Genomic DNA, 19,362 nt, shown 5'->3' with positions numbered 1-19,362 from the left:
TCCTTGGTGAGCGAAACTCACGGATCGGGCAGAACTTCTCGATATCGCGGTTCATCCCGCCGATCTAGCAATCCCTCGTCCGGCAGCAGGGGGAACAGCTATGGCGGTGATCGAGACGGCAGCGGATCTGCGGCGCATCTACGGTGGCGCCGATGCGGTGGGCGAGGCCTCGACGGCCAAGGTCGCGCACCACGTCACGCCGCATTACCGGCGCTTCATCGAGGCCTCGCCCTTTCTGGCGCTGGCCACCTCCGGTCCCGAAGGGCTGGACTGCTCGCCGCGCGGCGACCTGCCGGGCTTCGTGCGCGTGGCGGACAGCGAAACGCTGCTGCTGCCGGACCGGCGGGGCAACAACCGCATCGACAGCCTGCTCAACGTGGTGCGCGACCCGCGCGTCGGGCTGATGTTCCTGATCCCCGGCATCGGCAATGCCCTGCGGGTCAACGGCCATGCCGTGATCGAGGACGACCCGGCGCTGCTCGGTTCCTTTGCGGTGCAAGGCAAGGCCCCGCGCAGCGTCATGGTCGTCACGGTGCGGGAGGTGTATTTCCAGTGCGCCCGGGCGCTGATCCGTTCCGGCCTGTGGCGCGCCGACAGCCACGTGGACCCGCGCAGCCTGCCGACGCCCGGGCAGATCCTGGCGGAGATGAGCCAGGGGCGTGTGGGCGGCGACACCTATGACCGGAGCTGGGGCGAGCGCGCGCGGGACACCATGTGGTGACCGGCCGGGGGGCAACCGGCACCGTTGCAAATGTGACAGTTTTGTTGCATTCAGCCGCCCGAAGCGCCGCCCACCAAGGGCGAGCCGGAGGAGCCGCCCATGCGACCGCGCCATCTCGCCACCCTGGCCGTGGCTTTTGCCGCGACCCTCACGCTGGGCGCGCTGCCCGCCGCCGCGCAGGGTTCGCTGAACGTCTACTGCTCAGCGCAGGTGGAATGGTGCCAGGCGGCGGCGAACGCCTTCCAGAAAGAAACCAACATCCGCGTCAACGTGTCCCAGAAGGGCAGCGGCGAGGTGCTGGCGCAGATCCGCGCCGAGGCGCAGAACCCGCGCGGCGACATCTGGTTCGGCGGCACCGGCGACCCGCACCTGCAGGCGGCCGAGGACAAGCTGAGCGCCGAATACCGCTCCCCCATGCTGGACCAGCTGCACGACTGGGCGCGCAAGCAGGCCGAGCAGAGCCATTACCGCACGGTGGGCATCTACGCCGGCGCCATGGGCTTCGGCTACAACCCGGAGCTGCTGGCCCGCCGCAACGCCGCGCCGCCCGCCTGCTGGAAGGACCTGCTGGACGCCCGCTTCCGCGGCGAGATCCAGATGGCCAACCCGCAGTCCTCCGGCACCGCCTACGTGATGATCGCCACCATCGTGCAGCTGATGGGCGAGGAGCCGGCCTTCGAATACCTCAAGGCCCTGCACCGCAACGTCAACGCCTATCCGCGTTCCGGCACCGGCCCGATCAAGGCGGTGGCGCGCGGCGAGACGGGCGTGTCCATCTCCTTCGTGCATGACGCGGTGACGGAGCGCCTCGGCGGCTTTCCCGTGCAGTACGTGGTCCCGTGCGAGGGCACGGGCTATGAGATCGGCTCCATGTCGATCATCGCGGGAGCCCGCAACGAGCGCAACGCGCGCCGCTTCTACGACTGGGCGCTGACGCCGGCGGCGCAGCAGCTGGGCGCGGAAACCAAGCAGTTCCAGACGCCGTCCAACCGCAACACGCCGGTGCCGGCCGAAGCCCCCAAGATGGATCAGATCCGCCTGATCGACTACGACTTCGCCAAGTACGGTGCCTCGGCCGAGCGCCGCCGGCTGATCGAGCGCTGGGACCGCGAGGTCAACAGCCTGCCGCGCTAAGGCCGCGCGCAGATGCGTTCCGCCGGTTTCTGGTCCAGCGCCATCGCGCTGGCCGCCAGCCTGCTGCTGCCCTGGTACCTGTTGCAGGACGGCATCGGCTCCCTTTCCTATGCCGGCGGCGCCTGGCTGACCGATCCGGACGGTGCGCCGGCGCTCGGCATGATCCTGGCGGAAGGCCGCTGGTGGCTGTGGCCGGCGGTGGTGGCGCCGCTGGCCGGACTGGCGGGTGCCGTGCTGCCGATGTCGCGCCCGGCCCGCTCCTGGCTGTTCCTGCTGGCGGGCGGCCTCGGCCTGATGCTGCTGGCGGCCCAGGGCTGGAGCATCGGCCCGCGCGGCTGGATGGCCCCCTGGCTGCAGGCCGCCTGGGGTGACACGGAGGCACGGCAATACGGCATCGGCTGGGGCGGTACCGTCGTTTCCGGTGCGCTGATCGTGCTGCTGGCGGCGGGCCTCGCCGGGCGTGGCGCCTTTCGGGGCGATGCCTTCACGGCCACCGTGGCGGCGGTGCTGACGGTCGCCATCGTGGTCTTCACCATCCTGCCGATCGGCCAGATGATGGCCGGCGCCTTTCGCGACGCCGCCGGCGGCTTCGCCCCCGCCTCGGCCGTCACGCGGCTGGCGGATGACCGCCTTTGGGGCCTGGGCTGTTTGGCCGGCGCGCCACGCTGCGGCGTGGTGTGGAACACGCTTCTGCTGGCGCTGCTGACGGCGGCCGGCACCACCGCGCTCGGCCTCGCCTTCGCGTTGCTGGTCACGCGCGGGCGGCTGCGGTTTCCCGGGCCGCTGCGCTGGCTGACGGTGCTGCCCATCGTCACGCCGCCCTTTATCCTGGGCCTCGGGCTGATCCTGATCTTCGGGCGCTCCGGCCTCTTGTCCCAGGCCGCCTCCTCCTGGTTCGGCTGGGAGCTGGGGCGCTGGATTTATGGCCTGCCGGGCCTGCTGCTGGCGCAGCTCTTCGCCTTCACCCCCATCGCCTTTCTGGTGCTGATCGGCGTGGTGGAGGGGCTGTCGCCGACGCTGGAGGAAGCCTCCTCCACGCTGCGGGCCGATGAGCGCGTCACCTTCCGCACCGTCACCCTGCCGCTGCTGCTGCCGGGTCTGGCCAATGCCTTCCTGCTGGGCTTCGTGGAAAGCATCGCGGACTTCGGCAACGCCGTGGTGCTGGGCGGCTCCTTCAACGTGCTGGCCACCGAGATCTTCTTCGCCGTCGTCGGCGCCCAGGCGGATGCCGGGCGCGCCGCCTCCCTGTCGTTGATCCTCTTGGTCCTCACGCTCGTCGTCTTCTTCCTGCAGCAGCGGCTGACGGGGCGGAAGTCCTACGTGTCCATCTCCGGCAAGGGCGATTCCGGCCTGCCGCCGCCGCTGCCGCGCGGCGTGCGCCGGCTGTGCGTGGCCGTCGCCGGCACCTGGGGCGCGCTGACCGTCGGGCTTTACGTGCTGGCCTTCATGGGCGGCTTCGTGGAGGTCTGGGGCCGCGACTACACGCCGACGCTGCGCCACTTCGCCAAGGCCTTTTCCATCGAGGGCGGGCAGTTCACCGGCCTCGCCTGGAACAGCGTGCTGACGACGCTGGAACTCGCCGCCATCTCGGCACCCATCACGGCGGCACTCGGCATCCTGGCGGCCTGGCTGTTTTCCCGCACCCGCTTCGCCGGCAAGGGCGCGCTGGAATTCGCCACGCTGCTGTCCTTCGCGGTGCCGGGCACCGTGATCGGCGTCGCCTACCTGGCGGCCTTCAACCTGCCGCCGCTGGAGCTGGCGGGCACGGGGGCGATCATCGTCGCCTGCTTCGTGTTCCGCAATCTGCCGGTGGGCCTGCGCTCCGGCATGGCCGCCATGGCGCAGATCGACCGCTCGCTGGACGAGGCCTCCCACACGCTGGGCGGCGGCGGGCTGGACGCCTTCCGCCGCGTGGTGCTGCCGCTGTTGCGGCCGGCCATCGTGGCGGGGCTCACCTATTCCTTTGTGCGCGCCATGACCACCGTCTCCGCCGTCATCTTCCTGGTCACGGCCGAGACGGAGCTGGCCACCGTCTTCATCGTCAACCGCATCATCAACGGCGACTACGGCCTGGCCATCTCCACCTCGCTGGTGCTGATCGTGCTGATGCTGGCGGTGCTGGGGCTGATGAACCTGGCCGTCGGCCGCCGCCGCATCGGCCGCCGCGCCGCCGCCACGCCCGCCGCCGCCGCGCCTGTTCCCGGAGCCATCGCATGACCCGCGCCGCAGAAGTCCGCTTCGAGAACGTCACCAAGTCCTATGGTGGCAGCGCCACGGCGGTGCGGGACGTGTCCTTCACCATCCCGGCCGGCACGCTGTGCACGCTGCTGGGCCCGTCCGGTTGCGGCAAGACCACCACGCTGCGCATGATCGCGGGGCTGGAATACCCCACCTCCGGCCGCGTGCTGATCGGCGGGCGGGACGTGTCCGCCCTGCCGCCGGCCGAGCGCGACGTGTCCATGGTGTTCCAGTCCTACGCCCTGTTCCCGCACATGAACGTGCTGGAAAACGTCGGCTACGGCCTTGCCGTGTCCCGCCAGCCCAAGGCCCGGGTGCGGGAGGCGGCGCTGGCGGCGCTGGAATCGGTGGGCCTGTCCGGCTTCGGCGAGCGGCTGCCGTCGGAGCTGTCCGGCGGCCAGCAGCAGCGCGTGGCCGTGGCCCGCGCCCTGGTGCTGGAGCCCGCCGTGCTGCTGTTCGACGAGCCGCTGTCCAACCTCGATGCCCGGCTGCGCCGCCGCATGCGCGAGGAGATTCGTGACCTGCAGCAGCGGCTCGGCGTCACGGTGGCCTATGTCACCCACGACCAGGCCGAGGCACTGGCGATCTCCGACAAGATCATCGTCATGAACCAGGCGGTGATCGCCCAGGAAGGCACGCCGCGCGATCTCTACGAGCAGCCTGCCAACGCCTTTGTCGCCGGCTTCGTGGGCGAGGCCAACCGGCTGGACGCCACGCTTTCCCACCGGGAGGGCGAGCTGGCCAAGGTGACGCTCGGCCCCGCCACCCTGACCCTGCCGCACCGCGGTGCCCGGGAAGGCGCGATCCAGCTGGCCGTCCGGCCCGAGGCCATCGCCCTGCACGACGCCGCCGACCCGGCGGCCATGCTGCGCGGCACGGTCAGCAAGGCCGCCTATCTGGGCGGGCTGATGGAATACACCCTGGCCACCGAGGCGGGCGACATGTTCGTGATCGACCCGCACACCAACCGCATGCGCGGCGTCGGCGAGCCGGTGGGGATCAGCCTGGGCGGCAAGGGCGTGGCGGTGTTGCCGGCCTGACCGAAAGGCAGGGGGCGCTGCCCCCTGGCCCCCGCCGGGGTGGCTGAGCCACCCCGGACCCCGGCATTCCCGGCCATTGCGGGACCTGCGCGCCAGGGGTCAATGACCCCCGGCGACTGGGGTGCCAGCCCGCGCTGCTTCACATGAAGTTTTCCGGTGCCGCGTTCGGGCTTGAATGCTCTAGACGCTTTCTTTCGGCGGGGTCTGGGGTGGTACTGCCACCCCAGCGGGGGGCCAGGGGGCGGCGACCCCCGGCCACGCCCTCCCGCCGCCGGACAACCTCCGTAACACGTCGCTCCCTTCACATGGCGCGTCCCCCGGTCCACATCGCCCACCGGACGGTTTCCCTTGGCCGCCCGGAAAGGTTATTCAGGCCGCGCATGAACCGCCTCGACCGTTATCTGTTCCGCCAGTTGTCCGTCACGCTGGTCGCCGTCACGGTTGGCCTGGCCGCGCTGGTATGGCTGACCCAAAGCCTCCGCTTCATCGAGCTGGTGCTGGACCGCGGCCTGTCGGCGGCGGTGTTCGTGGAGCTGACCGGGCTGCTGCTGCCCTCCTTCGTGGCGGTGATCCTGCCGATCACCACCTTCGTGGTCACCTTGTTCACTTATGTGCGGCTCGCGGGCGACCGCGAGCTGGTGGTGATGCGCGCGGCGGGGCTGTCGGACTGGCGGCTGTCGCGGCCGGCACTGGTGCTGGCCACCCTTTGCACCGGCCTGTGCCTGTTTCTGCAGCTCTGGCTGGTGCCGGTCAGCCATTCCGCCTTTCGCGAATGGCAGTACGAGATCCGCAACGAGATGGCCGCCATCCTGGTGCAGGAGGGCGTGTTCAGCGCCCTGGGCGATGACCTGACGGTTTATGCCCGCCGGCGCGACCCGGACGGCAACCTGCGCGGCATCATGGTGCATGACAGCCGCCAGCCCGGCGCGCCGGTCACCATCATGGCGGAGGAGGGGCGGCTGGTCAGCACGCCGCGCGGCCCGCGCGTGACACTGCTGAACGGCGTGCGGCAAACCCTGGAGCAGGCGCCGCCCGGTGCCGCCAACCCGGCGCCGCGCCTGTCGGTGCTGACCTTCACCGAAAACAGCCTGGACCTCGCCACCTCGTCCCGCAGCCAGCAGGATGGCGGCCGCAACCGCGACTCGCGCGAGCGCTTCGTGGACGAGCTGCTGAACCCGGATCCGGCCGAGAACCTGCCGGATCGCGACATCCGCAAGTTCCGCGCCGAGGGCCACCAGCGGCTGGCCTCGCCCTTCACGGCGCTGGCCTTCGCGCTGGTGGCACTGGCCACGGCGCTGGGCACCGCTTTCCGCCGCCATGGCGATTCGCGCCCGGCGGCCACGGGTGTCGCCCTGGTGGTCGGGCTGCTGGCGCTGGGGCTGGCCGGCGGCAATGCCGCGGCCCGCAACAATGCCTATATCCCATTGATCTGGCTGCAGGTGGCACTGCCGGCGGTGGGCGGGCTGTGGGTGCTGCTGGGCTCGCCCGGCTTGCCGCGCCGCAAGCCCCGCCTGCCGACGGGCGCGCATGATCTGGCCGATGATGACGATGACGACGACGCCGCCCTGCCTGAACCCCGCCTGAGCTGAGCGCGCGCCCATGCCCATCGCTTTTACCCTTTCGGCCTATGTGGCGCGGCGCTTCGCGGCCATGGCCATCCTGCTGATCCTGGCGCTGACCGGGCTGGTGGCGCTGTTCGATTTCATCGAGCTGCTGCGCCGCGCCGCGACGCGCGCCGATGCCGGCTTCGCGCTGGTCATCACCATCGCCGGGCTGCGGCTGCCCTACGTGATGCTGCAGATCCTGCCCTTCGGCATCCTGCTCGGCGGCATCATCGCCTTTTGGCGCCTGGCCCGCTCGTCCGAGCTGGTGGTGGCGCGCGCGGCCGGCGTTTCCGCCTGGGGCTTCCTGCTGGGCCCGGCGCTGGTGGCGCTGTGCCTCGGCACGCTGGCCATCACCGTGGTGTCGCCCCTGTCGGCCGCCATGTTCTCCCGCGCCGAGCGGCTGGACGCCACCTATCTGCGCAACGCGTCCGGCCCCGCCACCCTGGCCGGCGGCCGGCTGTGGCTGCGGCAGGCGGACACCGACCTCGACCCCGGCGGCACCATCATCATGGCCGGCCGGCCGGAGCTGGGGCAGGGCGGCTTCCGGCTGCGCGACGTCTCGCTGTGGCGCATGTCGGCCGCCGACCGCCCCCTGGTGCGGGTGGAATCGCCCGAAGCGCGGCTGGTGGACGGCACCTGGGCGCTGCGCGATGCGGTGAGCTTCGGTGCCAACCGCCAGCCGGGCCTGCCGGCGCCGCTGGTGGTGCCCACCACCCTGACGCCCGACCGCATCGAGGACAGCTTCGCCAGCCCTGACACCCTATCCTTCTGGGCGCTGCCGGAATTCATCGAGATCCTGGAGGCCTCGGGCTTTTCGGCCACCAAGCACCGGCTGCATTTCCATTCGCTCCTGTCCACGCCGCTGCTCGCGGTTGCCATGTCGCTGCTGGCGGCGGGCTTTTCCATGCGCCAGTCGCGGCGCGGCGACGTGGCGCGCACGCTGGGCTTCGGCGTCGGCGCCGGCTTCGCGCTGTTTCTGCTGGACAAGGTGGCGGAGGAGTTCGGCCAGGCCGGCACCCTGCCGGTGGAGCTCGCCGCCTGGGCGCCCTCCGTCGCGGGGCTGATGCTGGCGCTTGCCCTGCTGCTGCACCTGGAAGACGGCTGAGCGAACCCCCGGCCGTTTCCGGCCGGGGGGCGGCGGCGGGTGTCAGAAGGTGTAGCGCACCAGCGCGGTGATCCGCTGGCCGAGGCCGTGGGTCGCGCCTTCCGTGCTGGCCGACAGCAGGTCGCGGGTGCCGTAGTTGTATTCCAGGCCGAGGTCCAGCGCCGGCACCGGCGTCCAGATAATGTTGGCCAGCCCCTGCACCAAGTTGGTGTTCTGGATGTTCTGCGTGGCGGGCGAGAAGCTGCGGGCGTAGCTCGGGTAGTTGAAGTGGGCGAAGCCGGCGCCGACGCTGCTGCGCACCGAATCCGACCAGAAGTGCTGGTAGCCCACCATGATGCTGCTGGCCTTCACCGTGTCCAGCTCCGGATGCAGCACGCCCGCCAGCCCGACATTGCTGACGGCGCCGGAGCCGAAGTTGTCGATGTAGCGGCCGACGCCGTCGCCATAGGCCGCGCGCGCCATGATGCGGTCGCGCTGCAAGACGTTGAGCACGCCGTTCACCGCCACGCCGTAGCCCAGCGTTTCGTCGCTGAAGCGCTGGCTGGCCACGGCCGCGCCGTCGTTGGTGAAGTCGATCCGCCGCAGCACGCCCTGCAGCGCCACGTCGCCCCAGTTGCCCTTGACGCGGGCGCTGGTGGTGAAGTCGGGCAGGCGGTTGACCGCCAGCGCGGGCGTGGTGTCGGAATCGGGCAGCACGGCGCCGCCGTTATAGGTGTAGTCGCTGTAGGGGTTTTCCAGCGCGAAGGCCCAGGTGACGCCGGGCGACAGCGTGGCGGTGTAGCGGATCTGCGCCTGGCGCGGCCCGCCCAGGCCCACCATGGTGCCGAAGTCAATCATGTCCCAGGCCAGCGTGTCGCCGAACAGGGTGGTGGTCTGGCCGGCCAGCAGCGGCCCGGCTTCCACAAAGGCCTGGCGCAGCCGCGGGATCCAGCTGTTCTGCGTGGTCAGGCTGCCGGTGCTTTGCACGCCGCCGAAGTCCATTTCCACCACGCTGCGGATCGGGCCCCAGTCGCTGTCCGTGCGCGTCTCGAAGCCCAGGCGGGAATAGCGGGCGCTGAACTGCGTGTCGCCGCCCTGGCGCTCGGCCGGCCCGGTGGTCAGCGGTACGGCATTGGAATTCTGGTACGGCGTGCGGTTGCGGCCGTTGAGGTCGTAGGTGCCGGTGGCGCGGATGAAGCCGTACAGCCGGACCGAGGTGTTGGTGCCCGGCACGCGGAAGGAGCCGGGAAAGCTGCCCGCCGTCATGCTGGCCTGCTTGGCGGCCTGCGCGGCCCGGTTGGCCTCGGCCGCCTGGGCGGCGGCGGCCTGCTGGGCGCGCGTGTTCTCGGCCTGCTGGGCTTCCAGCTGGTTCAGCCGCTCCTGCAGGTTCTGGATCTCCAGCCGCAGGTTCTGCGTGCTGCTTTGCGCGCGGGCGGGGGCCGTGCCGGCGGCCAGGGTGGCGGCGAGCGCCGTGCCGCACAGCAGGGCCTGGCGCCGGAGGAAGGACAGCTTTGTCACCGGGTGAACTCCAGTCGGGCGGGTGGAAAAACCCGCGAAAGGGAAGCGGCCGCCGCCCGGCCCCTGGCGCGGGGCCGGTGGATGCGGTTGAACCGGACCCGGTTCCGGGCCGGGCGTGCGGCGGTGTCAGGCGGCGTGCGGCCTGCAGTCCGGGGGGCGGTGCGGGCCGGCCGGAGCAACGGGGTGCGGCATCGGGAGGAGAACTCCGTTGGTCCGGCCCGCTGACGGGCCGGGGCACGGCGTCGTGCCCCGAAGCGGAGCCTTCGGCGTGAAGCTTGCACCAAGCTGACACCGCGCGGAGTTTGCTGCGGGAGGGACGCGACGGATGCGGATTCTGCTGACCGAGGACGACCCCAGGCTGGGCCCGCTGCTGGTGCAGGGGCTGGAGCGCGCCGGCTGGGCGGTCGACCTGGTGGGCGGGGTGGAGGAAGCGCTGGCCGCGCTGCGCGCCGTGCGCTACCGCGCCCTGGTGCTGGACCTCGGCCTGCCGGATGGCGATGGCATGGAGGTGCTTCGCGAGCTGCGGCGCAACGACACCTTTCTGCCCGTCATCATCCTGACCGCGCGCGGCCGGCTGTCCGAGCGGGTGCAGGGGCTGAACGGCGGCGCCGACGATTACCTGGTCAAGCCCTTCGCGCTGGAGGAGCTGGTGGCCCGGCTGGCCGCCGCCTGCCGGCGGGGCGACACGCCGGCGCCGCAGGCGCTGCGCCTCGGCCGCGTGGCGCTGGAGCCGGCGGCGCGCACCTTTTCCGTGGACGGCACGGTGCAGCCGCTGCCGCGGCGCGAGATGATGGTGCTGGAACTGCTGCTGCGCGGCCGGCACCGGCTGGTGCCCAAAGAGGTGCTGGAGGAGGCGCTGGGCAGCTTCGACAACGAGGTGGGCAGCAACGCGGTGGAGGTCTACGTGTCCCGCCTGCGGCGGCGGCTGGCGGCGGCGGGGCTGGCCATCCGGGCCGAGCGCGGCCTGGGCTACCGGCTGGTGGAAGGCCCGTGAGCCGCCACCCCGTTTCCCTCACCGCCGGGGCGGCGCTGGCCTTTCTGTCGGCGCTGGCGGTGGCGGCGCTGCTGCTGCTGGTGCTGCTGCCGTTGCGCAACGCGGCGGTGATCGAGCGGCTGGAGCTGCGGTCCCTGGCCGGGCGGGCCGAAAGCATCGCCGAGCACCTCGGCCGCACGCCGGAAGGCGGCTGGACCCTGACCCTGCCGCAGGAGATGGCGGCCGCCTTTTCCACCGCCTATGGGCGCGCCCGCTACGCGGTGGTCAGCGGCGATGGCGCCTTTCTCCTGGGCTCCGGCACCGACACGCCGCTGGCGATCCCGGGGCCGGTGGCGCAGGGCTTCTCGCTGCGGCGCAACGGGCGGGAGCTGCAGGGGCTGGCGGTGCCGGTGGTGGTGGATGGGGAAACGTTGTCCATCCAGGTGGCCGAGGACCTGCGCCACCCCGACGTGCTGTTGGACGATGCCGCCGAGGGGCTGGCCGCCGATATCGCTTGGCTGGTGCTGCCGGTGTTCCTGGTGCTATCCGCCATCCTGCTGATGGCCCTGGCCCGGCTGCGGCGACCTTTGCGGATGCTGGCGGCGCGCGCCGAGGCGCTGTCCCCCGCCCGCCCGGCCGAGCGGCTGCCGGAGGAGGAGGTGCCGTCCGAGCTGCTGCCGCTGGTCCGCCGCCTGAACGGCCTGCTGGAACGGGCGGAAGCGGCGCGCACCGAGCAGCAGCGCTTTATCGCCGATGCGGCGCATGAGCTGCGCACCCCGCTGGCGGTGCTGCAGGCGCATCTGGACCTGCTGCGCGACCGCGACGCCGCCACGGCGCTGGGGCGCGACGTCTGGGTGCTGGAGCGGATGGTGGCCCAGTTGCTGGCGGTGGCGGAGCTGGAGGACGCCGCGCTGGGCACGCCCGGCACCCTGGACCTGCGGCAGCTCGCCGCCGACATCGCCGCGCTGCTGCGGCCCCTGGCGGACCGGCGGGCGGTGGCGCTGGCACTGGCGCTGCCCCCCGCCCCCCTGCCGCTGCGCGGCTGGGAGGAAGCGCTGTCCCAGGCCATCGCCAACCTCCTGGAGAACGCCATCGGCCACGCGCCGGACGGCAGCACCGTCACCCTGGCGCTGCGCCCGGACGGGGAAGGGGCGGTGCTGGAGGTCGCCGATTCAGGCCCGGGCGTGCCGGAACACGAGCGCAAGCTGATCTTCCGGCGCTTCTGGCGGGCGCGGCGGCGGCTGGAAGGGCGGCGCCAGGGGGTGGGACTCGGCCTGTCCATCGTGCGGCGCGCGGCCGCGATCCATGGCGGCACGGTGGCGGTGGAAGCGGCGCCCGGCGGCGGCGCGCTGTTCCGGCTGGTGCTGCCAGGGGACGCGGCGGGGCCGAAAGCCACGCTGGGCGGCTGAAACATTCGGCCCCTCGCGCGCCCTCTCGTCGGCCGGCGCGGGACAGGCTATGCAGGCAGCATGCAGCGAGCCCAGCACCACGCCGGCCCCGGCCCGGCCCCGACCCTTCCGCGGCGCGGCGTGCGGCTGCGCCGGTCCTGGCGCCTGGCGCTGCTCGGCAGCGCGGCGCTCTGGCCCGCCCTGCTGCTGCCCGGCGCCAGCGCGCCCGCGCAGAGCCTGATGGGCTCGGGCTCCGGCGCCGACCTGATGGGGGCGATCGACCCGGCCACCGGCATGATGGGCAGCGGCCAGTCCGGCGGCGCGCTGGCCACGCCGTCCATCCCGGCGGCACCCATGCCCGCGCCGGCCGCAGCCACGGCCCCCGCCCGCCCCGCCGCGGCGGCCGGGGCGCGTGACCGCAACGCGCCCGTGACCTTCACGGCCGACGAGGTGGAATATGACCAGGACCGCAACCTGGTCACCGCCCGCGGCTCGGTGGAAGCGTGGCAGAACGAGCGCATCCTGCGCACCGACACCTTCACCTACAACCGGGAAACCGGCATCGCGACCGCCGAAGGCAATGTCCAGCTGCTGGAGCCGGACGGCCAGGTGACCTTCGCCGACCGCGCCGAGCTGACCGGCGACATGCGCAACGGCGTGATCGAGGGGCTGAAGGCCCGGCTGGCGCAGAACGGCCGCATGGTGGCCAACGGCGCCCGCCGCACGGATGGCAACGTCGTCGACATGTCCCGCGTGGTGTATTCCACCTGCGACCTGTGCGCCGACGACCCGGAAGCCGCGCCGCTGTGGCAGCTGCGCGCCCGCGTCGCCACCCACGACCGCGAGGAGCGCCGCCTGCGCTACCGCGACGCGACGCTGGATATCGACGGCTGGCCGGTGCTCTACACCCCCTACCTGTCGCATCCCGACCCGACCATCCCGCGCGCCTCTGGCTTTCTGACGCCGGTGTTCGGCTCCAGCCGCTACCTCGGGCCGTTCCTGCAGACGCCGTATTACTACGCGATCGACGGCAGCTCGGACCTGACGCTGCGGCCGACCTTCTCGTCCAAGCAGTCGCCGGGCCTCGGGCTCGACTACCGCCGCCGCTTCAACAGCGGCACGGTGAACCTGAGCGCCTCGCTGGGCGACCTGTCGGGCGGCAACATCGCCGATGACGAGCGCGGCTGGGGCGGGCACATCTACAGCTCGGCCCAGTTCTCGCTGGACGAGCACTGGCGCGCCGGCATCAACATCAACCGCGCCAGCAACCAGACCTACCTGCGCGCCTGGCGCTACCCGGCGCCGCGGCAGTTGACCTCGGACGTGTATCTGGAAGGCTTCTGGGGAACCGAGGGCTACGTGCGCCTCGACAGCCGCATCTACCAGAGCCTGAACGAGCGGGACGACACTTCCGTCATCCCCATCGTGCTGCCCAACCTGTACGCCGACTACGCCTACCCGCGCGATGGCTGGGGCGGCTACCTGACGGCCGACACCAGCAACCACATCCTGCTGCGCAGCAGCGGCACGGACACCCGCCGGCTGGCCACCCGCGTCAGCTACGACCTGCCCAAGCAGGACCGCTTCGGCAGCGTCTGGACGGTGCGCGGGCAGGCCGACCTGATCGGGCTGTCGGCGGACAACCTGAACCTCGCGCCGGTGTCCTCCACCACCGAAAGCAGCAACACCACGGCCACCGGCAACGTGCGCGTCGGCCTGGACTGGCGCATGCCCTTTGTGCGCAGCGCCGGTGAATACGGCAGCCAGATCCTGGAGCCGCGGGTGCAGTTCGTGTCCGGCCCCTCCACCGGCCGGCAATACGATATCCCCAACGAGGACAGCCTCGACTTCGAGTTCACCGACGCCAACCTGTTTGCGCTGAACCGCTTCACCGGGCGCGACCGCCAGGAAGGCGGCACCCGCGTCGATGCCGCCATGCGCGGCGCCTGGCTGTTCCCCAATGGCGGGCAGGTGGAGGGCCTCGTCGGCCGCTCCTTCCGCGCCAGCGAGGAGGACGTGTTCTACGCCGGCTCCGGCCTGGAAAAGAAGGCTTCCGACTACGTGGGCCGGGTGCGCGTGTCGCCCGTGTCCTGGCTGGACCTGATCGCCCGCGCGCGGCAGGACGGCGAAACCTTCGCCAATCGCCTGACCGAAACCAGCGCCCGCGTCAGCCTCGGCCCGGTGGCCGTGTCGGGTGGCTACCTGTTCACCACGCCCAACCCGGCGCTGACCACCACGCCCAACGCCCGCCGGCGCGAGGTGTCGGGCGGCGTCAGCGCGCGGCTCGGCCAGTACTGGCGCGCGGGCGCCACCGGCCGCTACGACATCGAGACCAGCAAGCCTGTCTCGGCCGGCGTCAACCTCGTCTACGAGGACGAGTGCCTGATCTTCAACACCTCCTACAGCCGCTCCTGGGCGGAGAACGTCAGCAACAGCACCTACTACCCCTCGGGCGAGACGCTGCTGTTCAGCGTCGGCTTCAAGACCATCGGCGACTTCGGCTTCCGGGCGATCTGATCGCCCCGGCGGCCTCCCCGCGGCGGGGGCGGCCTGCTAGCGCCGGGCGATTTCCGCCGGCGCCCGTTCTGCTCTAGGAACCGCATATGCGTGCCACTTCCTCCCCCCGCCTCCCGTCCCTTCCTGCCCTGCGGGCGCTCGCGCTGGCGGCGCCGCTGCTGCTGGCCCCCGCGCTGCTGCCGGCCGCCGTGCCGGGCGCCGGGGTCGCGGCGGCGCAAACCAACCGCATCGTGTCGGTGGTCAACGGCGACGTCGTCACCGCCAACGAGATCGCCAACCGCGCCCGGCTGTTCGCGCTGAACAGCGGCATGGGCGCCAATGCGGAGGTGCTGGCGCGCCTGACCCCGCAGGTCACCCGCCTGCTGGTGGATGAGCGGCTGCGGCTGCAGGAGATCCAGCGCCGCCGCATCCTGGTGGCCGACCAGGAAGTGGGCGAGGCGGTGGCCGACATCGAGCAGCGCAACGGCCTGCCCCCCGGCGGGCTGGCCGCCCAGCTGCGCGGATCGGGCGTCGAGCCCCGCGCGCTGTATGACCAGATCCGCGTGCAGATCGGCTGGGCCCGGCTGGTGCGCGCCATGCTGGGCGCGCAGGGCGAGGTGTCGCCGCGCGAGGTGGAAGAGTTCGTCGCCGCCCACCAGGCCCGCATCGGTGAGCCGGAATACCTGGTGAGCGAGATCTTCGTGCCGGTGGAGGACGTGTCCTCCGAGGCCGAGGTGCGGCGCTTTGTGGACGACGTGGTGGCGCAGCTGCGCCGCGGCGTGCCGTTCCCCGCCGCCGCCACCCAGTTCAGCCAAAGCCAGACCGCGCTGCAGGGCGGCGACATGGGCTGGGTGCGGGCCGACGAGTTCGACCCCGCCGTCGCCTCCATCGTCAGCCGCATGCCGGTGGGCGCCATCGCCAACCCCACCAAGGTGCCGGGCGGCTTCCAGATCGTGGCGCTGCGCCAGAAGCGCGAAACGGGGCGCGAGATCGCGACGCTGGTCAGCCTGCGCCAGGCCTTCTTCCCCTTCACCTCGCCGCTGGACCCGCAGAACCCGACGGACCAGCAGCGCAGCGCCGTGGAACGCTCCCGCACCCTGGAAGGCAAGGCCTGCCCGGTGGTGGAAGCCGCGGCGCGTGGCCAGAACGGCAACCGCCCGGCCGACCCGGGGCAGGTGCGGCTGGACACGCTGCAGCCGCCGCCGCTGCGCAACCTGATCGCCGGCCTGCCGGTCGGCCGCGCCAGCCAGCCCATCATCACGCCGGATGGCGTCATGATCATCGCCGTCTGCACCAAGGAACAGCGCAACCTGGCGGAGCTGACGCCGGACCAGGCGCGCTCCCAGATCCTGCGAGACCGCGCCGAGCTGACCTCCCGCCAGCTGCAGCGCGACCTGCGCCGCCGCGCCGTGATCGAGCAGCGGAGCTGAGCGTGCCGGCCCTGCCGGAGCTGCGCGATGTCATCGCGCGGCACGGGCTGGCGGCGCGCAAGTCGCTGGGCCAGCACTTCCTGCTGGACCCGGGGGTTTGCGCGCGCATCGCCGCCATCGCCGGGCCGTTGGACGGACGGCAGGTGCTGGAGGTCGGCCCCGGCCCCGGCGGCCTGACCCGCGCGCTGCTGGACAGCCCCGCCGCCCGCGTGGTGGCGGTGGAACTGGACCGCCGCGCCATCGCCGCCCTGGCCGAGCTGTCGGACAGCTATCCCGGCCGCCTGCAGGTGGTGGAAGGCGACGCCATGAAGGCCCGCACGGAGGAGCTGCTGCCCGAGGGGCCGCGCCGCGTGGTGGCCAACCTGCCCTACAACGTCGGCACGCCGCTGCTGGTCGGCTGGATCAAGCAGGCGGCGCTGTTCGAGAGCCTGACGCTGATGTTCCAGCAGGAGGTGGCCGAGCGCATCTGCGCCGCGCCGGACACCGACGCCTATGGCCGGCTGTCCGTGCTGGCGCAGTGGCGCTGCGAATGCCGCATGGCGATGCGCCTGCCGCCGGGCGCCTTCACGCCGCCGCCCAAGGTCTGGTCCGCCGTGGTGCAGCTGGTGCCGCGGCCAGAAGCGCCGGCGCCGGCGCTGCTGGCGGCCATGGAAAAGCTCACCGCCGCCGCCTTCGGCCAGCGCCGCAAGATGCTGCGCTCCAGCCTCAAGGCCCTGGGCGACTCGGACGCGCTGCTGGAACAGGGCGGCATTGTCGCCACCCGCCGGGCCGAAACCCTGTCCGTGGCGGAGTTCGAGGGGCTGGCGAGGCTGCTCGCCGCGCGCTGACAGTCCATCTCCACCCCCGGCCAAGGTGGCCGGGCGCAGGCACGAGGATCGCATGACCGACGAGCTGGATATCTACAAGAGCCAGGGCTTCGCGCAGACGGTGGGAATCGGCGCCGCCCCGGCGGTGGTGGTGGTCGATTTCGTCAAGGGCTTCACCGACCCCGCGCATTTCGGCGGCGGCAATATCGGCGAGGCCATCAGCCGCACGGTGGAGCTGCTGGCGCTGGCCCGCGCCCGGGGCTGGCCGGTGGCGCATACCCGCGTGGTCTACGCCGATGACGGGGCGGATGGCGGGGCCTTCGCGCTCAAGGTGCCACCCCTGCTGACGCTGACGGAACACAGCCCGCTGTCGCAGATCGTGCCCGAACTCGAGCCGGCACCGGGCGAGATGGTGTTCCGCAAGCGCCAGCCCAGCGCCTTCTTCGGCACCGAGCTGGCCGGCTGGCTGGCCTTTCGCCGGGTGGACACGCTGCTGGTGGCCGGGTGCACCACCTCCGGCTGCGTGCGCGCCACGGTGGTCGATTCCTGCAGCCATAGCTTCCGCACCGTGGTGGTGACGGATTGCGTGGGCGACCGCGCCCTGGGGCCGCACGAGGCGAACCTCTTCGACATGGGGCAGAAATACGCGGACCTGATGACGGTGGAGGAACTGCGGGGGGCGAACGCCGCAGGCTGAGGGCGTGGCCAGGGGGCGCTGCCCCCTGGACCCCCGCTGGGGGGACAGTGTCCCCCCAGACCCCGCCGAAAGAAAGCGGTGGGTGGCTTCAGGGTCACGGTGCCCCGCTGCCGGCAGCGATTTTGGATGAAAGCCACTGGCGCCGACCTCTCAGTCGCCGAGAGATGCCAAGTCGATGTCGGGGTCCGGGGTGGTTCAACCATCCCGGCGGGGGTCCAGGGGGCGGCACCCCCTGGCCATGCCCTCAGTCCCCCGGCAGCTTGATCCCGGTCAGCGCCTGCCACACCCGGATCACGAAGCCATCGTCCTTTTGCCCGTGCCCCTGCGCGTGGGCCGCCGTGAAGAGCTGTTGCGCCTGGGCGGCCAGCGGCACCGGGAAGTCCAGTGACTTCGCCATCTGCGTGACCAGGCCGAGATCCTTCACGAAGATATCCACCGCCGAGCGTGGCGCGTCGTCCGCCGCCAGCACGCGGGCCATGCGGTTCTCGAACATCCAGGAATTGCCGGCGGCGCTGGTCACCACGTCGTAAAGCTGCTGCGGGTCGGCGCCGGCGCGGATGCCCAGCGCCATGGCCTCGGCCGCCACGGCAATGTGCACGCCGGCCAGCAGCTGGTGCACCACCTTGACGGTGGCGCCGATGCCTGGCGCCTCGCCCAGGCGCCACACCTTGGTGGCGATGGCGGCCAGCACGGGGGCGGCGGCGTCGAAGGCGGCCGCGCTGCCGCTGGCCATCACGGTCATCTCGCCGGTCGCGGCCTTGGCGGCGCCGCCGGACACGGGCGCGTCCAGCGCCAGCATCCCAGCCGCCCCCAGCCGCTCCGCGATGCGCCGGGCATCCTCCGGCGCCATGGTGGCCGACGAGATGACGACCGCGCCGGGCGCCAAGCGGGGTAGGGCGCCGTCCGGGCCGAACAGCGCGGCCTCCGTCTGCGCCGCATTGACCACCAGCACCACCAGCGCCTGGGTGCCTTCCGGCAATTCCGCCGCGCGGGCCACGGCGCCGCCGCCCGCCTCCGCGAAGCTGTCGCGCGCCGCGGCGCGGGGGTCCACCCCCGTCACCTCCAGCCCGGCCCGCAGCGCCGACAGGGCTGCCCCCATGCCCATGCTGCCCAGCCCGATGACGCCCGTTCGCATGGCGCGATTCCTTCCCTGACCGCCATAGCCTGGGGCCGAAGACCCGGGCGGGGAAGGCGACCTCCGGTATTTGTCACGAAATCGTGAGTTTAACCATTGATGAACGGCCCGAGCCTGCCGATGATGCCGCGCGGCACGCCAAAAGGGGGATGCATCGATGTGGCTGGGCAAGATCCTGCGGCGTGGCGCCGCCGTGCCGGTGTACCGCCCCAAGCCGGTGGGCGCGGCACCACCGGGCTTTGCCGAGCAGTCGGCCGGCATCGACTACGGCGAGGCGCGGTCCAGCAGCAGCCGGGTCGCCCGCCCGCCCGCCGCCGCCCGCCGTCGCGCGCCGGACGACTGGGATGGCGAGGACCGCCCCGCCGCCGAGCCCTCCGCCGGCCTGCCCTTCGCCAGCACGGGCCCGCAGGGGCACCGCGGCCGCATGCGGGAAAAACTGCTGGAACGCGGCCCCGGCGCGCTGGCGGATTACGAGCTGCTGGAGATGCTGCTGTTTCTGGCCTTCAAGAAGGGCGACACCAAGCCCTTGGCCAAGGCGCTGATCAACCGCTACGGCTCCTTCGCCAACGTCCTGACGGCGCCGCAGCAGGAGCTGATGGACACGCCGGGGCTGGGTGAGCACAGCGTCAGCGCCATCAAGCTGGTGCAGGACGCGGCGTTGCGCCTGTCCCGGGCCGAGGTCATGGAAAAGCCTGTCCTCAACAACTGGGACCGGCTGATCGACTACCTGAACGCCGCCATCGCGCGTGAGAAGATCGAGCAGTTCCGCATTCTGTTCCTGGACAGCAAGAACCGTCTGATCGCCGACGAGGCGCAGGCGCGCGGCACCGTCAACCACACGCCGGTCTATCCGCGCGAGGTGGTCAAGCGCGCGCTGGAACTGCACGCGACGGCGCTGATCCTGGTGCACAACCACCCCAGCGGCGACCCCACGCCGTCGCGCGCCGACATCGAGATGACGGCCGAGATCAAGGCCGCCGGCGCGGTGCTGTCCATCGTGGTGCATGACCACCTGATCGTCGGCAACGGGCGGCACCTGTCGTTCCGGCGGGAAGGTTTGCTGTAGCATCGGCGGGCGGCATTCCGCCGCCCGGCGAA

The 19,362-nt window shown here is 72.0% G+C and carries 15 protein-coding genes; 13 read left to right on the top strand and 2 right to left on the bottom strand.

Annotated features, from left to right (window positions below):
* Positions 1 to 100 precede the first annotated feature (100 nt).
* From IAI59_RS01355 to lptG, 6 genes are all read left to right on the top strand, one after another.
* Positions 101 to 721 (top strand): pyridoxamine 5'-phosphate oxidase family protein, encoded by a 621-nt coding sequence (locus tag IAI59_RS01355; RefSeq protein WP_207419375.1) that lies wholly within the window; start codon positions 101 to 103, stop codon positions 719 to 721.
* A 99-nt stretch (positions 722 to 820) separates the two neighbouring features.
* Positions 821 to 1,855 carry an ABC transporter substrate-binding protein gene (locus tag IAI59_RS01350; RefSeq protein WP_207419374.1) on the top strand — a complete coding sequence of 345 codons (1,035 nt, stop codon included), beginning with the start codon at positions 821 to 823 and terminating at the stop codon, positions 1,853 to 1,855.
* Positions 1,856 to 1,867: 12 nt separating this feature from the next.
* Positions 1,868 to 4,072: an ABC transporter permease gene (locus IAI59_RS01345; protein WP_207419373.1), complete on the top strand. Its 2,205-nt coding sequence runs from the start codon at positions 1,868 to 1,870 to the stop codon at positions 4,070 to 4,072.
* Positions 4,069 to 5,133, top strand: a complete 1,065-nt coding sequence (locus IAI59_RS01340) for an ABC transporter ATP-binding protein (protein ID WP_207419372.1) — start codon at positions 4,069 to 4,071, stop codon at positions 5,131 to 5,133. The genes IAI59_RS01345 and IAI59_RS01340 overlap by 4 nt, the downstream gene beginning before the upstream one ends.
* Positions 5,134 to 5,513: 380 nt before the next feature.
* The gene (gene lptF / locus IAI59_RS01335; RefSeq protein ID WP_207419371.1) at positions 5,514 to 6,722 is read left to right on the top strand and encodes an LPS export ABC transporter permease LptF; all 1,209 of its coding nucleotides are present in this window, start codon (positions 5,514 to 5,516) and stop codon (positions 6,720 to 6,722) included.
* 10 nt (positions 6,723 to 6,732) lie between these two features.
* Complete coding sequence (gene lptG, locus IAI59_RS01330) at positions 6,733 to 7,842, top strand: LPS export ABC transporter permease LptG (protein WP_207419370.1); 1,110 nt, start codon at positions 6,733 to 6,735, stop codon at positions 7,840 to 7,842.
* 42 nt (positions 7,843 to 7,884) lie between these two features.
* Here the strand turns inward: lptG and IAI59_RS01325 are convergent, their stop codons facing one another.
* Positions 7,885 to 9,339, bottom strand: coding sequence for a DcaP family trimeric outer membrane transporter (locus IAI59_RS01325; protein ID WP_237181171.1), 1,455 nt, complete (start codon positions 9,337 to 9,339; stop codon positions 7,885 to 7,887).
* Positions 9,340 to 9,664: 325 nt separating this feature from the next.
* On the opposite strand from IAI59_RS01325, the gene IAI59_RS01320 reads away from it, so the two are divergent.
* The 6 genes from IAI59_RS01320 (at position 9,665) to IAI59_RS01295 (ending at position 17,129) form a co-directional block, all read left to right on the top strand.
* A complete protein-coding gene (locus IAI59_RS01320; RefSeq protein ID WP_207419369.1) occupies positions 9,665 to 10,333 on the top strand; it encodes a response regulator transcription factor in 669 nt (222 codons plus the stop codon).
* The gene (locus tag IAI59_RS01315) at positions 10,330 to 11,721 is read left to right on the top strand and encodes a sensor histidine kinase (RefSeq protein ID WP_207419368.1); all 1,392 of its coding nucleotides are present in this window, start codon (positions 10,330 to 10,332) and stop codon (positions 11,719 to 11,721) included. The genes IAI59_RS01320 and IAI59_RS01315 overlap by 4 nt, the downstream gene beginning before the upstream one ends.
* Positions 11,722 to 11,781: 60 nt before the next feature.
* Entirely contained in the window at positions 11,782 to 14,217 is a 2,436-nt protein-coding gene (locus IAI59_RS01310) for an LPS-assembly protein LptD (RefSeq protein ID WP_207419367.1), read from the top strand.
* A gap of 86 nt (positions 14,218 to 14,303) precedes the next feature.
* On the top strand, positions 14,304 to 15,626 hold the full coding sequence (locus IAI59_RS01305) for a peptidylprolyl isomerase (RefSeq protein WP_207419366.1): 1,323 nt from the start codon (positions 14,304 to 14,306) through the stop codon (positions 15,624 to 15,626).
* Positions 15,627 to 15,628: 2 nt separating this feature from the next.
* Positions 15,629 to 16,453 carry a 16S rRNA (adenine(1518)-N(6)/adenine(1519)-N(6))-dimethyltransferase RsmA gene (gene rsmA, locus IAI59_RS01300; protein WP_207419365.1) on the top strand — a complete coding sequence of 275 codons (825 nt, stop codon included), beginning with the start codon at positions 15,629 to 15,631 and terminating at the stop codon, positions 16,451 to 16,453.
* A 52-nt stretch (positions 16,454 to 16,505) separates the two neighbouring features.
* A complete protein-coding gene (locus tag IAI59_RS01295; RefSeq protein WP_207419364.1) occupies positions 16,506 to 17,129 on the top strand; it encodes an isochorismatase family protein in 624 nt (207 codons plus the stop codon).
* Between the two features lie 244 nt (positions 17,130 to 17,373).
* On the opposite strand, the gene ltnD is transcribed toward IAI59_RS01295, so the two are convergent.
* Positions 17,374 to 18,264 carry an L-threonate dehydrogenase gene (ltnD, locus tag IAI59_RS01290; RefSeq protein ID WP_207419363.1) on the bottom strand — a complete coding sequence of 297 codons (891 nt, stop codon included), beginning with the start codon at positions 18,262 to 18,264 and terminating at the stop codon, positions 17,374 to 17,376.
* A 157-nt stretch (positions 18,265 to 18,421) separates the two neighbouring features.
* On the opposite strand from ltnD, the gene radC reads away from it, so the two are divergent.
* Complete coding sequence (gene radC / locus IAI59_RS01285; protein WP_207419362.1) at positions 18,422 to 19,330, top strand: RadC family protein; 909 nt, start codon at positions 18,422 to 18,424, stop codon at positions 19,328 to 19,330.
* Positions 19,331 to 19,362: the final 32 nt, after the last annotated feature.

Source organism: Roseomonas haemaphysalidis (genome assembly GCF_017355405.1).
GTDB classification, from domain to species: Bacteria; Pseudomonadota; Alphaproteobacteria; order Acetobacterales; family Acetobacteraceae; genus Pseudoroseomonas; species Pseudoroseomonas haemaphysalidis.
Note: the sequence above shows the minus strand (reverse complement) of the source record. Positions and strands in the feature narration are given on the sequence as shown.